The sequence below is a fragment of the Streptomyces sp. CG 926 genome (genome assembly GCF_003148825.1).
Classification (GTDB): Bacteria; Actinomycetota; Actinomycetes; order Streptomycetales; family Streptomycetaceae; genus Streptomyces.
In genome coordinates this window covers 26769-40773 of sequence record NZ_QGGZ01000016.1, presented here as the reverse complement: position 1 = coordinate 40773, position 14005 = coordinate 26769, and the positions used below count along the sequence as shown (strand labels likewise).

At 73.5% G+C, this 14005-nt stretch carries 10 protein-coding genes and 2 pseudogenes; 3 read left to right on the top strand and 9 right to left on the bottom strand.

The genetic code is table 11. The annotated features are described in order from the left end of the window. Positions 1 to 15: 15 nt before the first annotated feature. Positions 16 to 540, bottom strand: coding sequence for a GNAT family N-acetyltransferase (locus BCL76_RS33645; protein WP_109783162.1), 525 nt, complete (start codon positions 538 to 540; stop codon positions 16 to 18). Positions 541 to 671: 131 nt separating this feature from the next. Then, on the bottom strand, positions 672 to 2771 hold the full coding sequence (locus BCL76_RS33640) for a SpoIIE family protein phosphatase (RefSeq protein ID WP_109783161.1): 2100 nt from the start codon (positions 2769 to 2771) through the stop codon (positions 672 to 674). 270 nt (positions 2772 to 3041) lie between these two features. Here BCL76_RS33640 and BCL76_RS40160 point away from each other — a divergent pair. Then, a pseudogene (locus BCL76_RS40160) lies at positions 3042 to 3658 on the top strand (phosphatase PAP2 family protein); the annotation flags it as partial. A gap of 651 nt (positions 3659 to 4309) precedes the next feature. On the opposite strand, the pseudogene BCL76_RS40155 reads toward BCL76_RS40160, so the two are convergent. Beyond that, positions 4310 to 4615: pseudogene (locus BCL76_RS40155) on the bottom strand (histidine kinase); the annotation flags it as partial. A 358-nt stretch (positions 4616 to 4973) separates the two neighbouring features. Beyond that, positions 4974 to 5702 (bottom strand): DUF2625 domain-containing protein, encoded by a 729-nt coding sequence (locus tag BCL76_RS33630; protein ID WP_109783159.1) that lies wholly within the window; start codon positions 5700 to 5702, stop codon positions 4974 to 4976. Between the two features lie 164 nt (positions 5703 to 5866). Here BCL76_RS33630 and BCL76_RS33625 point away from each other — a divergent pair, with 164 nt between their 5' ends. Next, entirely contained in the window at positions 5867 to 6487 is a 621-nt protein-coding gene (locus tag BCL76_RS33625; protein WP_109783158.1) for an L-threonylcarbamoyladenylate synthase, read from the top strand. Positions 6488 to 6504: 17 nt separating this feature from the next. Here the strand turns inward: BCL76_RS33625 and BCL76_RS33620 are convergent, their stop codons facing one another. From BCL76_RS33620 to BCL76_RS33605, 4 genes are all read right to left on the bottom strand, one after another. After that, the gene (locus BCL76_RS33620) at positions 6505 to 8658 is read right to left on the bottom strand and encodes a bifunctional serine/threonine-protein kinase/ABC transporter substrate-binding protein (RefSeq protein WP_109783157.1); all 2154 of its coding nucleotides are present in this window, start codon (positions 8656 to 8658) and stop codon (positions 6505 to 6507) included. Between the two features lie 6 nt (positions 8659 to 8664). After that, on the bottom strand, positions 8665 to 10827 hold the full coding sequence (locus BCL76_RS33615; protein ID WP_109783156.1) for a bifunctional serine/threonine-protein kinase/ABC transporter substrate-binding protein: 2163 nt from the start codon (positions 10825 to 10827) through the stop codon (positions 8665 to 8667). After that, entirely contained in the window at positions 10827 to 11714 is an 888-nt protein-coding gene (locus BCL76_RS33610) for a hypothetical protein (protein WP_146228480.1), read from the bottom strand. The genes BCL76_RS33615 and BCL76_RS33610 overlap by 1 nt, the downstream gene beginning before the upstream one ends. Before the next feature lie 88 nt (positions 11715 to 11802). Next, positions 11803 to 12210 (bottom strand): GNAT family N-acetyltransferase, encoded by a 408-nt coding sequence (locus BCL76_RS33605; RefSeq protein ID WP_109783154.1) that lies wholly within the window; start codon positions 12208 to 12210, stop codon positions 11803 to 11805. A 302-nt stretch (positions 12211 to 12512) separates the two neighbouring features. On the opposite strand from BCL76_RS33605, the gene BCL76_RS33600 reads away from it, so the two are divergent. After that, a complete protein-coding gene (locus tag BCL76_RS33600) occupies positions 12513 to 13151 on the top strand; it encodes a family 16 glycosylhydrolase (RefSeq protein ID WP_258310067.1) in 639 nt (212 codons plus the stop codon). A gap of 157 nt (positions 13152 to 13308) precedes the next feature. On the opposite strand, the gene BCL76_RS33595 is transcribed toward BCL76_RS33600, so the two are convergent. Then, positions 13309 to 14004, bottom strand: coding sequence for a ribonuclease H family protein (locus BCL76_RS33595; RefSeq protein WP_109783152.1), 696 nt, complete (start codon positions 14002 to 14004; stop codon positions 13309 to 13311). Position 14005: the final 1 nt, after the last annotated feature.

Genomic DNA, 14005 nt, shown 5'->3' with positions numbered 1-14005 from the left:
TGGGTGAACGCCGTGCTAGAGGTCGATCCAGTAGCGTCGCTTGGGCCCGATCAGGGTGTCGCGGACGTCCTCCAGCAGACCGCCGTTGGCCTCGATGGTGCGGGCCGACGCCTCGTTGTCCGGGTCGCAGGTCAGCAGGACCCGGTCCATGCCCAGGACGCGCGCCTCGTGCAGGACCGCCCCGAGGGCCCAGGTGGCAAGGCCCCGGCGACGTGCCGAGGGCCTGACGCTGTAGCCGATGTGGCCGCCCGCGTCGAGGAGGAAGCCGTTCAGGTAGTGCCGCAGGTCGATCGCGCCCAGGTACGTGTCGCCCTCGGCGATCCACCAGTACGTCGCGTGGACCCGGCCGTGGTCGAGCGGCAGGGTGCGGTCCGAGCAGCGGCGCAGTCGCTCCACCCAGGCCGCGAAGCCCTCCGGGGTGTCCACCTCGTCGTCGAAGCCGAGCCCACCGCTGTCCAGCTGGGCGTCGAGTCCCCCTTCCTGCTGCGCGGCGAGCCAGGAAGTGTGCAGGTGGGGGCTGGGGGTTATGAGCTCGGGCATACCTCGGACGATAACAGTCGACCGGAGGGGTCAGCCGTCTTCGGCGGGAGGGAGAACCGTGCCCGGGCGACCGTGGTGCGCCGGACGGAAGACGGACGGAAGCCGGGCGAAAGCCGGACGGAAGCCGGAGCCTAGGCGGAGCCGGTCGGGAGGGTGCGGGCGCGGGCGATGACCAGGGCGACGTCGTCGTGGTCGTCCGTGCGGCGCAGGGAGTCCAGGAGCCGGTCGCAGGTCTCCTCCAGGGGACGTCCGGTGTCGGCGAGCAGGGTCAGCAGGAGGTCGAGACGTTCGTCGATGGGCTGGTCGCGGGTCTCGACCAGACCGTCGGTGTAGAGGACGAGCTGGTCTCCGGGGTCCATGGCGATGGCCGTGGACTCGAAGGGGATGCCGCCCACGCCGAGGGGTGCGCCGGTGGGCAGGTCCAGGAGCCTGGGCCGGTGGCCGGCGCGGATGAGGACGGGGGGCAGGTGTCCGGCGAGGGCGACCCGGCACTCGGCGGCGTGCGGGTCGTAGACGACGTAGACGCACGTGGCGATGGTCTCCTCCAGTGCGGCGGTGGTGTGGTCCAGCTGGTGGAGCACCTGGGGCGGGTCGAGCGCGAGCTCGGCGAGGGTGCGGGTGGCCGTACGCAGCTGCCCCATGCTGGCGGCGGCGTTGATGCCGCTGCCCATGACGTCCCCGACCACGAGGACGGTGGTGTCCTCCGGTCCCGCGATGGCGTCGAACCAGTCGCCGCCGATCTCGCTGCTGGCCGCGGCCGGCCGGTAGCGGTAGGCCACCTCCAGGCCGGGGGTGGGCGGCGGGTGGTGGGGCAGGAGGTGGTGCTGGAGGGCGAGGGCGGTGTGGTGCGCGTTGCGGTACCAGCGGGCGTTGTCGATGCACACGGCGGCGCGGGCGGCCAGTTCACCGGCCAGCACGATGTCGTCGTCGTTGAACGGCAGCGGGTTGCGGGTGCGTTTGAGGTCGAGGGCGCCCAGCACCTCGCCGCGGGCGATGAGCGGCACGGCCAGGTAGGAGCGCAGCCCGGCGCGGCTCAGGAGGTCGGCGGCGGTGCTGTCGCGGGCTATGCGCGAGATGTCCTGGGCCTGTACGTGGGCGACGAGGACCGGGTGGCCGGTGGTCACGGACTGGGTGACCAGCCGGTCCGCGGCGTAGCGGGCGATGTCGCCGGGCGGGTCGGCGGCGCGGACGGCGTCGCTGGGGTAGGCGGCCGCGAGGGCCAGGGCGCGGAACACCGCGGGCTCGTGGGCGGAGGACCGCAGGGTCGGCCGACCTTCGAGGACGGAGTCGAGGATGTCGACGGCAGCGATGTCGGCGAGCTCGGGTACGACGACGTCGGCGAGCTCGCGGGCGGTCTGGTCGAGGTCGAGGGTGGTGCCGATGCGGACGGTGGCGTCCGCGATGAGGGCGAGACGGCGGCGGCTACGGGCGATCTCGATGGCCGCCCGGTGACTCTGGGTGACGTCCACCACCGAGGTGGCGAGGCCCAGGACCCGGCCGGTGGCGTCCTCCAGCCGGTAGTACGACACCGACCAGGCGTGTTCGGTGCGGTCTCCGCCGTGGGTACGGCCGGCGGTGAACTGTTCGAGCAGGGGCGTGCCGGTGGCCAGGACCTGGCGCATCGCCGATTCGGCGGCCTCCGCGTCGTCGAGGAAGGACAGGGCCTCGCGGACGCCCCGGCCGATGTGCTGTTCGGCGGGCAGTCCGTTGATCCGCTCCAGGGTCGGGTTCACGAGCACGTACCGCAGCTCGGTGTCCAGGACGGCGAGGCCGATCGGGGACTGGGCCACCAGGCGCGCGGACAGGGCCAGGTCGCGCTCCAGCTGGCGCAGCCGGGTCCGGTCGGTCGCGATGCCCAGCGCGTACATGTCGCCGTGCTCGTCGAGCAGCCGCATGTTGCGGAACTCCACCAGGCGCGTGGTGCCGTCCCTGCGGCGTACCGGGAAGGCGCCCGCCCAGTCGCCCGCGCCGCCCATGACACGGGCGAACAGCTCCGTGACCAGGCCCACGTGCTCCTTGGCGGCCAGCAGCCGGGCGGCGGGTTGCCCCAGCGCTTCCGCGGCCGTCCAGCCGAACAGCTGCTCGGCCTGTGGGCTCCACAGGGCGACCCGTCCTTCGGAGTCGAGGACGACCGCTGCGACGTTCAGGACGTCAAGCAGTCCGCTCGGTGGGGTGACCCCGGCAATGAGGGGTCTGAGCCCACCGGTCCCCGAACCGTCGATCGCTCCCATCGGCGACGCTCCTTCCGGCATCGTCGGCCCGACGCCGCCCGACGCCGCCCGCACCGGGGCGGGCCGAGGCGTACGGCTTCCTCTCATCGTGCCCCCGAACCCGCCCGGCAGCGTCCGGAAGGTCGCGCAGGGACCCCCACGAGCCCGCCACGTCCGCGAAACGCGTTCGCGCACACGGAACGGCGGACCGCGCAACCCCGACCTTCGGCGGGGTCCGGAGCAGCCGTCCGACCGGGGCGGCCGGACCCCCGGCCTTCCTACGGTCGCCCCATGGAATCGAACACCCGATACGGATGGACCCGACGGCTGCCGCTCGCCGCTGCGACGGCCGGGGCGGGCGCGGCGGCCGTCACCTGGGCGGCGCCCGGCGGCGCGCCGGGCACCGACACGTCGTGCGGGGCGCCTCGGCGACGGCCTACCGGTCGCTCGCCGGGAGCGTGGCACACGACTTACCGGCCTGGGCCGGGACGGCGCTGGAGGCGGCGAGCGAAGGCACCCTGCTGCTCCTGGGCCTGCTACTGCTCCTGGCGGGCCTGTCCGCCCTGCGGCGCCGTGACGTACCGGGCCTGGCCGGGGTGGCCCTGGCGGCCGCCGGAACCGTGGTCGCCTACGCGCTCAGCGAGGCGGTGAAACTCCTGGTCGACGAGGAACGGCCCTGCCGGGCCGTGGCAGGGGCTCTGGCGGTCGCACCGTGTCCCGCTCCGGGCGACTGGTCGTTCCCGAGCAATCACGCCACCCTCGCCGCCGCGCCGGCGGTCGGGGTGACCCTCGTACGCCCCCGGGGCGCGGCCCTGGCACTGCCGGTGGCGGCGGCCGCGGCCCTGCTGCGGGTCCTGGTGGGCGTGCACTATCCGCACGACGTCCTGGCGGGCGCGGCGGACGGCGGCGGTGGCGGTGCGGCGCAGTCGGCGGCGCGCGCTGCGGTGCTCCGGGGGCAGTACGCCGGCCGGGCGGGCCGGGCCGGTGGGGCGCGGCGGGGCCGCGCCGGGCCGGTGCGGGAGCTCGGCGCGAACGGCGAAGCCGTCGCCGTCGGGGCCCGCGGTGAAGGTGCCGCCGGCCAGCCGGACGCGTTCGTCCAGGCCGATGAGCCCGAGCCGGCGGGTCTCGCCGAGGGCGCCGGGAGCGTCCGGTCTCGGGGCGGAGGGCGCCTGGCGGACCGGCCCGTTGGTCACGGCGACCTCGGTCCGGCCTGCCGTATACGCCGCACACGCCGAGTCCACCGGCTCCGTCGCATCCACGGGCTCCGGCGCCTCCGACGCGTCCGGCGCGTCCGCCGTGTGCCGGACCATGACGGTGGCCCGGGAGCCGGGAGCGTGCTTGGCGATGTTCGTCAGCGCCTCCTGGACGACCCGGTACGCGGCCCGGTCGACGGCCCGCGGCGGCGCGCCGGCCGCCGGTGCGCCCTCCACCCGCAGCCGGACGTCGAGCCCCGCCCCGGCGGCCCGGTCCACCAAGGCCTCGATCGCGGCGAGCCCACTCCAGGATCCGCCCGCCGGCCCGGGTTCCGGCCCCAGCTCCGCATCCGAGGGTTCGCGCAGGACTCCGATCACCTCGCCGAGCCGGTCCACGGCCGCGCCCGCCCTGGACCGGATGTCCCGCGCGGCGGTGCGGTGCGCCTCGGGAAGGCCGGTGGCCAGTTGCAGCGCTCCCGCGGACAGGGCGATGAGGCTGAGTTCGTGGCCGAGGAGATCGTGCATGTCCTGCGCGATCCTGGTCCGTTCACGCAGTCGGGCCTGTTCGGCGAGCAGCCGCTGCTCCCGCTCCAGGCGCGCGGCCCGCTCCCACCCGGCGCGGACCAGTTCGCGGTACTGGCGCAGGAACCGGCCGGCGAACCAGGGCAGCATCGCCGCGCAGAGCAGCATCAGGACGAACCGGGTCGCCCACGCGAGCCACTCGGGCACCAGGACCACGGTGGGCACGGCTGCTACGAGCAGCACGGCCAAGGCGACCGCCGCGCTCCGGCCCGGCCCCGGTCCGCGGCCGGCGAGGTACGCGCAGAGCGCCGCCGGGATCCCCCACCACAGGTCGGTCACGCTCGCGCCGACGGCGACGACCGCCGCAATGAACAGCCCTGCGGACACGACCGGTTGCGGCATCGACGGCTTGATGATCACTGATCTCACGCACCCGACCCTACGGAAGTCCCCGGGTCGGCGGCACTGCCGGAAGTCCACCTCCGGCCCCTGCGGGAGCCCGGACTCGTCAGAGTGCGCCCATGAATCCCGGGTCGAACCCGTCGAACTGTCGCGCGGATTCCCGGCCGAAGCCCAGCAGTTCCGCCATCGGGACGGCGCGCCGGCTGGTCGCCGCCAAGTCGTGGCGGCCCTCGGCGGACCACAGCGGAGGGTAGAGCGTCAGCCCCCGGTCGCCGTGCAGTTCCGCGATCTCCTCCCGCCATCCGGTCCATCGCAGGTCGGCGTAGAACTGGTCGAGGGATCCCGACACCAGCCACGACAGCCACCCCGCGTAACCGGCGCCGAGCTCCTCCCAGCGCAGCGCGTCCGGGGCGAAGTAGACGATCTCGCCGGGTCCTCCGGGGCGGCCGTCGTCGGCGGGACGCGCGCCGTTGAGGGCGAACACCCCGCCGAGCACGTCGTACGCCACGACCAGCCCGGCATCCGGACACCAGCCGGAGTCGAAGGTCGGAGGGAAGCCGTTCGCCCGGGCGAGTCCCGGCAGTCCCCGGGATCCTTCGGCCGCGGGGCTGCCGAGGACCCGCAGCCAGCCGTCGTCCAGGAGCAGGCCGCCGCAGTGCAGTGTCACCGCGCCCAGGTAGGAGCGCGCCGTGACCTGCAGCTGCAGGAGCGAGGCCCGGGCGAGGGCGGGATCGACCGGCAGGACCACCGTCGGAAGGGCTGCCGCGCCGAGTTCCGCGCTCAGTTCGGGCCAGGCGGGACCGTCCACGTCGATCAGTTCGTTCAGCGTGCGCATCCGCGCATCGTCGCACCCGTCCCCCGGATCCCGGCGCGCAGGTCCGCAGGTGGGTCCGCCGACGCGACCGACGGGTCCGACCGGGCCGAGGACGTCGTCGGCGGCGGCTCGGCGGACGGATCGGCCGTGCCGGCGCCGGGGTCCCGACCGCGTACGCTCGGCGGATGGCGAAATACTTCGATGTTCACCCCGAGAATCCCCAGCGGCGCACGATCGACAGCGTGGTCGACATGATCCGCGGTGGGAAGCTCGTCGCGTACCCGACCGACTCCTGCTTCGCGCTCGGCTGCCAGCTGGGCAACCGCGACGGCATCAGCCGGATCCGGTCGATCCGGAACCTGGACGACCGTCACCACTTCACTCTGGTGTGTCAGAACTTCGCGCAGCTCGGCCGGTTCGTCCAGATCGACAATGACGTGTTCCGCGCCATCAAGGCGGCGACTCCCGGCAGTTACACCTTCATCCTCCCCGCGACCTCCGAGGTGCCGCGCCAGCTGCTGCACCCGAAGAAGAAGACGGTCGGAGTCCGGATTCCCGACCACGTCGTCACCCAGGCCCTGCTCGCCGAGCTGGGGGAGCCGCTGCTCTCCAGCACGCTGCTGCTGCCCGACGAGCCCGAGCCGATGACGCAGGGCTGGGAGATCAAGGAGCGGCTCGACCACGAGGTGGACGCCGTGCTGGACTCGGGTGACTGCGGTACCGAGCCGACCACCGTCATCGACTTCTCCGGCGGTGAGGTCGAGATCGTACGCCGGGGCGCGGGCGACACCTCCCGGTTCGAATAGGCACCCCTGGCCCCCGTTCACTGCGTCGACTCGGGCTTCACGTCCGCGTAGATGCCCAGGTACCGGTACGCGCCGGACTCGACCCGGTAGAGGTGACCGGTGCGGGCTCTGGTCAGGACATGGGTGTTGGAGTCGAAGGAGAGCGGCTTGGCCAGGCCTTCGTGGGCTGTCCGGAAGATCCGGCGGGTCACGCCCGCCCGGTCCCGCCCCTCCTCCCCCAGCCCGGTCAGGGCCGCGGCCAGCAGTCCCACGGCGTCATAGGCCTCGGTGGCCCAGCGGGCGGGTGCTTCCCCGTACGCGGCGCGGTGGGCGGCGACGAACTCGGCCGCCCCGGGGACGGCCTGCGGGTCGGTGAACAGGGAGCTGAACAGCCAGCCTTCGGCGGCCGGACCGGCGTCGTCGAGGAAGGCCGGTTCCATCGCGTGCTGGATGCCCATCCGCGGGCCCTGGAATCCGCCCTCGGTCAGGGCGCGGGCCATCCTGGCCGCGCGCTGCGGTGAGGTGCCAGCGTAGACGACGCCCTCGGCGCCGGCCTCGGTCAGCGCGCGTACGGCGCCTGCGAAGTCGGAGCCGCCCGCCGGGATCCGGTGGACGCTGAGCGTGCCCTCCGACGGCGGGTTCTGCTGCAGCGAGCGGACGAGCGGGAAGGCGGGCTCGCCGCCCTCGGCGTCCTCCACCAGGCCCGTGCGGCGGACGGGGCGGATCCGGGTGAAGTAGTCGATCACCGGGAGGGCGAGCTGGTCGCCGGCCGGGCGGGTGGCGACCATCGTGCGCCATTTCTCCCGGGAGGTGGCGGTCTCCGGGCTGTCGGCGGACACCAGCAGCAGCGCGAGTGCGGCCGCGTCACAGGCGACGGCCAGCTCGGGCACGGCCGCGTCCCAGGTGGGGCCGACGAGCGCGATCACCGCGGGGTCGGCGGCCAGCTCCTTGACGACCTGCGCGGCGCGCGTGGCGTCCCCGCCGTCATCGGCGATGCGCAGGGCCAGCCGGAACGCGGCGTCCGGCCGGCTGTTGTGCCGCTCCACGGCCAGTTTCATGCCGCGCTCGTGGGCCTGGCCGGTCTCTTTGCCGGGCCCGGTCAGGTCGGCCTGGAGGGCCAAGGTGTGCGTGGCTAGTTCGCGGGCGGGCGGCGTTGTCGTGCCGCGGGTCCTGCCTCGGGTGGTGAACCAGGCGACCGGTGCTCCGATGACGGCAAGGCCCGCGCCGACCCCGAGCAGCCGTCTGCGCGTGAGGCCCGGTACGGCCGCCTGTGGCGCGTCGATCCGGGTCGGTTCCGGGGCGGGCAGGTCCAACGCTCTGGTCGAACGCTCGGCGATGAGGCGGGGCAGCGGGGGCGGCAGCCAGTCCTCGCCGTCGGGGCCCGCCTCGCCGTCGCCGAGTACGAGGCGCAGCGCGTCCGGGGTCGGCCGGGCCGCCGGGTCCTTCGCCAGGCAGGCTCGCACGATGTCCAGCAACTCCGCCGGAAGGTCGGAGAGTTCGGGCTCGTCGTGGACCGTGCGGTAGACCACCGCGGCCGCGTGCCCGCCGCCGAAGGGGCCGTGCCCGGTGGCCGCGTACGCCAGGACGCAGCCGAGGGAGAAGACGTCGCTCGGGGCGCCGGCCGTCACCCCGTCCGTGCGGGCCTGCTCCGGTGCCAGGTACCCCGGGGTGCCGAGGACGGCGTCCGCGGCGGTCAGCGTGACCGCGCCTTCGGCGCGCGCGATCCCGAAGTCGATCAGTCGGGGCCCGTCCGGGGCGAGCAGGATGTTGCCCGGTTTGACGTCGCGGTGGACCAGCCCGGCGGCGTGCACCTGGGCCAAGGCCTCGGCGAGCCGCGCACCCAGGATCCGCACCGACCGGACGGGCAGCGGACCGTACCCTCCCACGGCCTCGGACAGGGCGGGGCCGGGGACGTAGGGGGTGGCCAGCCAGGGCTCGCGCGCGTGCGGGTCGGCGGCGACGACCGGGACCACCCAGCGCCCGGTCAGCTGCCCGGCGGCCTCCACCTCGCGCCGGAACCGGGCCCGGAAGTCCGGGTTCGCGGCGTGGTCGGCACGGATGACCTTGACGGCGACCAGCGTGCCGGTGGTGGAGCGGGCGAGGTACACGGTGCCCATGCCGCCCGAACCGAGCCGCCCCAACAGCCGGTTGCCGCCGATCGCGGCCGGATCGGCGGGGGTGAGGGGGCGCATGCGCGGCTATCCCGCCGCGAGTGGGAAGGCCGGGCCGACGTAGCGCATCAGGCCCCCTTCCACCTTGTGCGTGAAGTAGGTGTTGCCCTCGACCTGTCTTTTCTCGTTGAAGGTGTACTCCTTCGTCAGGCCTTGGAAGGTGCCCTGCGCGAGCGCGGTCAACAACGCGGCACGGGTCGGGCGTGGGCCGCGCGCCGCGGTGGCGACCAGCCGGTCGATGATCAGACGGGTGGCGTCGAAGGCCTCCGCGGTCCAGATGTCGGGGGCCGACCCGTACGCCGCCCGGTGGGCGCGGGTCACTTCGGCGACCTCGGGGGCCTCCGGTCCGGTGTACGGCGTGAAGAACTGCCAGCCTTCGGCGGCCGGTCCGGCCGCGGCGAGGAACTCGGGGCCTGCGATGGTGTAGTCGGCCGCCCGGGGGCCCTTGAAACCGGCGGCGGCCAGCAGCCCGGCGACCTTGGCCCCGCCGGCCGGGGTACCGGTGTAGAAGAAGCCGTCGACGCCGTGGGCGAGCAGGTCGGCGACCACCGGGGCCAGATCGGTGGTTCCGCGCGGGACGACGCGACCGTAGGAGGTGGCTTCGGGGGCGAAGATGGTGATGGTGCGGCTCACGAGCTGGGCCGCCTGCCAGGTGTCCGTGTCGCCGCCGCGGTCGCTGAGGATGCCCATCTTCCGGACGCCCTGCTTCCGGGCGAGTTGCAGGTTGACCACGGCGGCCTGGGCCGAGGAGATCGGGCAGCTCTGGAAGAAGCTGCGCCGGTCGGTGATGCTGAAGGTGGTCGCCAGGGCGGACACGGTCACGAGGGGGACGGAGGCCTCGCCGTAGAGTTCCAGGCACGGGATGACGGAGTCGTTGCCGGTGGGGCCGACCACGGCGAACAGGTCCCGGTCGGCGATGAGTCCGGTGGCGGCGGCCGCCGATCGGTCCGCCTTCCCGGCGTCGTCGGCGGTGACGACGGTGAGTGTGAAGGGCTTGTCCTTGCGGGAGTTGAAGGCGTCGACGGCCAGCCGCACCCCGCGTTCCTGGGCCTGTCCGGCGGCCTTCTGCGGACCGGAGAGGTCGGCGTGCACACCGATCACCCACCGTCGCGGCGCGTCCCCGGCGGAGTTCTTGGGCTTGTCCTGATCGCGCAGTGCCTGCCAGGCGGCGAGCCCGCCGCCGACCGCGAGCACGGCGCCGCCCGAGGCGAGGGCGAGGAACCGTCTACGGGAGGGCGCCGGAGCGGCCGTGCCGGGTGCGGGGGCGGCGTCCGGGTCGGCGACGGTTTCGTCGATGCCCGGCAGGGCGAGCAGTGCGGCGGCGCGCGCGGCGATGGTGGCGACGACCGGGTCGGGCAGCCAGTCGGTGCCCTCCCCCGGGGCGTCCTCGACCAGTGCCGCGTCCAGCTCGCTCGCGCTGGGGCGGATCTCGGGGTGTTTGGCGACGCAGGTGCGCAGCAGTGCGGTGAGTTCGGGGTCGGCGAGGACCTCGGGGCCGAAGTCGGGCTCGTCGTGGACCGTGCGGTAGAGCACCGCGTCCACGGTTCCGGTGCCGAAGGGCAGCCGTCCGGTGGCGGCGTACGCGAGGAGGCAGCCGAGCGAGAAGATGTCACCGGCCGGTTCGGCGGGGCGGCCCTCGGCCTGCTCGGGCGGGAGGAAGCCGGGGGTGCCCAGTACCGCGTCGGCGGAGGTCAGGGCGGTGTGTTCGCCGCCGCGGGCGATCCCGAAGTCGATGAGCCGGGGCCGGTCCATGCCGAGGAGGACGTTGCCGGGCTTCACGTCGCGGTGTACGAGGCCCTGCTCGTGCATCGCTCCGAGGGCCCTGGCCAGGGCCTTGCCGAGGATGCGTACGGCGCGCGGCGGGAGCGGGCCGTGGGCGGCCACGGCCTCGGCGAGGGAGGGTCCGGCGACGAAGGAGGTGGCGAGCCATGGTTCGGTGGCGTCCGGGTCGGCGCCGGTGATGCGGACGGCCCACGGGCTGTCCACCTCGGCGGCGATCTCCGCCTCGCGGCGGAAGCGGGCCCGGAAGTCGGCCTCTTCGGCGTATTCCGCGCGGATCACCTTGACCGCGGCGAGCGCGCCGTCGTCGGTCCGGCCGAGGTAGACGACGCCCATGCCGCCGGCGCCGAGGCGTCCGAGGAGCCGGTGGCCGCCGATCCGGGACGGGTCGGAGGGGTGGAGCGGCTCCATCAGCCCGCCGCCTTTCCGAGCTCCTGCTTGGCCTGGATCATCATCACGCTGGTGCCCTGGGCCACGAAGGCGGTCAGGTCGTCGTTGGTGACGCCCTTCGCGGCCTTGGCGGAGATGGCCATGGTGACGGGTCCGAACTGGGCCTGGGACCAGACGTAGGGGTAGGGGCCGCCGTCCTGGGCACTGACGTAGTCGCCGGATTCGGAGAAGGCGTCCTCGGTCCAGGCGTTCAACTGCTCGCCGAGGTAGAGGGCGCCGCCCCACAGCTTCTTGAGGTCCTCGCCCTCACGCAGCTTCTGCTCCGGGCACCGCAGCACCTCTTCCATGGCGCGGGCGGTCTCCCAGCCGGACTCCTCACGGTTGTGGTGGACGGTGACCGTGGCGCTGATCCGCACGCGGCCGCGGCCGTCCTCGGCCGGGATGTGGAAGTGGCGGGTGCTGGTGGCGAGCACGTCGTCCGGCAGGCCCTCGGTCTGCCAGACGCATGCCTCGTCGAGCACGGGCCAGCGGCCGGGATCGCTCTCGAACGGGGTGCTGCGCACGACCTGGGGCCCGAGGTCCTGTTCGCCGATGATGACGCGGCCGAGCAGACCGCGCGCCTCGGCGGCCGTCCTCGGCTGCTTGGACTCGTCGAGCGGGGGCATCGCGATGACGGTGGAAGCGCCGGGCCGGGCGGCCGGGGCACTCGCGCCGGTGCCGCCCGGGCTCGGACCGCCCGTGTCCGACGTGCCCGACGGCGCGGCCGACGTGCCCGAAGCACCGCTCGACGTGGCGGCCTTCGGCGTACCGTCGTCCGCGCACCCCGCGACGAGGAGCAAGCCCGCCACCGCACAGCCCCAGGTGCGCAGGCCGGCCTTCCCTCTGCTCTGTCCCACCAGTCCCCCCACGGCACGGATGGTACCCCGCCGTGGAGGCGCTTAACTGGCTTATGGGAAAGGCATGTTGGCACCGCTCATCCGGCTCGCTCCATCCGGCTCACTGCAGGCGGTCGAGGGTCCAGGCGGACTCGTGGCGGGTGAAGCCGATGTGCGGGTAGTAGTCGACCGCGGCCGGCGCGGCGAGCAGGACCAGCTTGGCCTCGGGCGCCTCTTCCCTCGTGACGCGGATGAGTTCGCGCCCCACGCCCTGCCCCTGGTAGGCGACGTCGACGGCGAGATCGCCCAGGTAGGTCGAGTACGCGCCGTCGGTGATCGAGCGGGCGATGCCGATGAGGTGGCCGTCCTCGGCGCGGGCGACGACAACGAGGTTGGCTCCGGCCAGCATGCGGGCGAAGCGCTCGACGTCGTGCACGGGACGGCGCTCGGCGAGGGTGGACGCACGGTAGACGCCGAGGACCTCCTCGACGTCCAGGTCGGCGCCGATGACACGCTCACACTTCCACATACCGGTGCAACTCCTCGTTCCGTTCTCCGAGTCGGCCACCCAGGCTCGGGCGGTCCGCGCGGACCCTACCCTCACGCGTAATAGTCATATCCGCCTGTTGATTATTACATGCCGGGGCGAGTGAAATACAAACCGGTCCACCGGTATGTAACACATCGCAACCGGGCATGCTCAAGGAGGCGTCCACACATGCAAAGGAGCCGCTCGTGCTCACTCAGGTTCTCAACTGGCTCCGACGACTCACCGGACGCTCCACCGGCACCCCCGAGGACGAGGCCGCGCCGCTCGGCGCCAAGGCCCCGATCTTCACCGCGAACTTCCAGTCGACCTCCCAGTGGGTGGCCGGCCGGTCCTGGGCCTATCCGAACGGCGGCCCCACCAACACCGGTGACAACAAACTCGACTACCTGGTGGCGGACCCCTCCTACAGTCGCACCGGCACCTTCCGCGCCACCCGCCGCCCGGACGGCAAGTGGAACGCCGGCCTGCTGACCACCGAGGGCAGCGAAGAGGGGTTCATGGTGCGGGCCGGTGACGTACTGGAGTCCCGGGTGCGGCTGCCCGCCGAGCTCGGGGCCTGGCCCGCGATCTGGACCTGGCGGGACGGCGGCAACGAGATCGACATCTTCGAGTACCACCCCGACAACCCCGACCTGCTCGAACTCTCCAACCACGTCAAGGGTGGCTCGCACTATTACCGGAACTCCGCCGTCGCCCGCGGGGCGTGGGTGGACCTCAAGGTCGAGTTCGGGACGCGCTCGGTGGTGTGGTGGGTCAACGGCACCCGGGTCTTCGCCGACCGGCGGGGCGTCGGGCGCAACTGGCGTGCGTACCTCATCGTCAACCTGTCCGTGTGCGCCGGCCGCTACCACCCGGCGCCCGAGGCGGGCGTCTCGCAGATGTCCTACGAGGTGGAGTACCTACGCGTCCACCGTCCCTAGTGCCGTGGCCGGAAAGGTTTGCCGGGTTGCGGCGTCCGGTGCGGTGCATCGCAAGGCGGAGGGCCACGGCTCGTACCGGACGTACTTGCGTGGTCCGACAACGCGGCGAGGTGCCGTGCCGGGCGTCGCGAACCGGTGAACCTTGCCGGTCACGGCACTAGGAGCCGCAGGCCTGGTGGCCCCACCGGCTGCCGTTCTTGGTGATCAGCTCGCCGGCCGCGTACGGCTTTCCGCAGGCGCAGCTGCCGGGGAACTTCGCCTTGATGGCCCGGGATGCGCCACCGCCGCCCGACGCGGTACCGGCGGACGTACGCTTCGCCGCCCCGCCCGACCTGCGGCGCGCGGGCGCGGCCGCCGCCGGAGCCGGTACCGGCATCTCCGGGCTGCCGAGAGCCGTACCGGCGGCCTCCTGACTGATCGCCGCGTCACTGGCGGCCTGGTCGGCGATGGCATTGAGGTGGTCGCCGTCCTCGCGGTGCGCGGGAACGTACTGGAAGGTCACGTCACGATCGGCCAGCAGTCGGTCGATCGCCTCGACGAGCTCACGGTTGGCGACCGGCTGACCGGAGGCGGTCTTCCACCCGTTGCGCTTCCAGCCCGGCAGCCACTGCGTCACGGCCTTCATGGCGTACTGGGAGTCCATCCGCACCTCGACGGGCGTGCCCGGGTCCACCGCCTCCAGCAGCCGCTGGAGGGCGGTCAGCTCCCCGATGTTGTTGGTGGCGCGCCCCAGCGGGCCGGCCTCCCAACGCTCGGGACGTCCCTGGGAGTCGGCGATGACCCAACCCCAGCCGGCAGGACCGGGATTACCTTTGGCCGCTCCGTCACAGGCGGCGATGATGCGATCAGACATC

Bases quoted from the DNA above. Each gene is read 5' to 3' on its own strand.
- BCL76_RS33645 (WP_109783162.1), bottom strand. From the start codon at position 540: ATGCCCGAGCTCATAACCCCCAGCCCCCACCTGCACACTTCCTGGCTC.
- BCL76_RS33640 (WP_109783161.1), bottom strand. From the start codon at position 2,771: ATGGGAGCGATCGACGGTTCGGGGACCGGTGGGCTCAGACCCCTCATT.
- BCL76_RS33630 (WP_109783159.1), bottom strand. From the start codon at position 5,702: ATGCGCACGCTGAACGAACTGATCGACGTGGACGGTCCCGCCTGGCCC.
- BCL76_RS33625 (WP_109783158.1), top strand. From the start codon at position 5,867: ATGGCGAAATACTTCGATGTTCACCCCGAGAATCCCCAGCGGCGCACG.
- BCL76_RS33620 (WP_109783157.1), bottom strand. From the start codon at position 8,658: ATGCGCCCCCTCACCCCCGCCGATCCGGCCGCGATCGGCGGCAACCGG.
- BCL76_RS33615 (WP_109783156.1), bottom strand. From the start codon at position 10,827: ATGGAGCCGCTCCACCCCTCCGACCCGTCCCGGATCGGCGGCCACCGG.
- BCL76_RS33605 (WP_109783154.1), bottom strand. From the start codon at position 12,210: ATGTGGAAGTGTGAGCGTGTCATCGGCGCCGACCTGGACGTCGAGGAG.
- BCL76_RS33595 (WP_109783152.1), bottom strand. From the start codon at position 14,004: ATGTCTGATCGCATCATCGCCGCCTGTGACGGAGCGGCCAAAGGTAAT.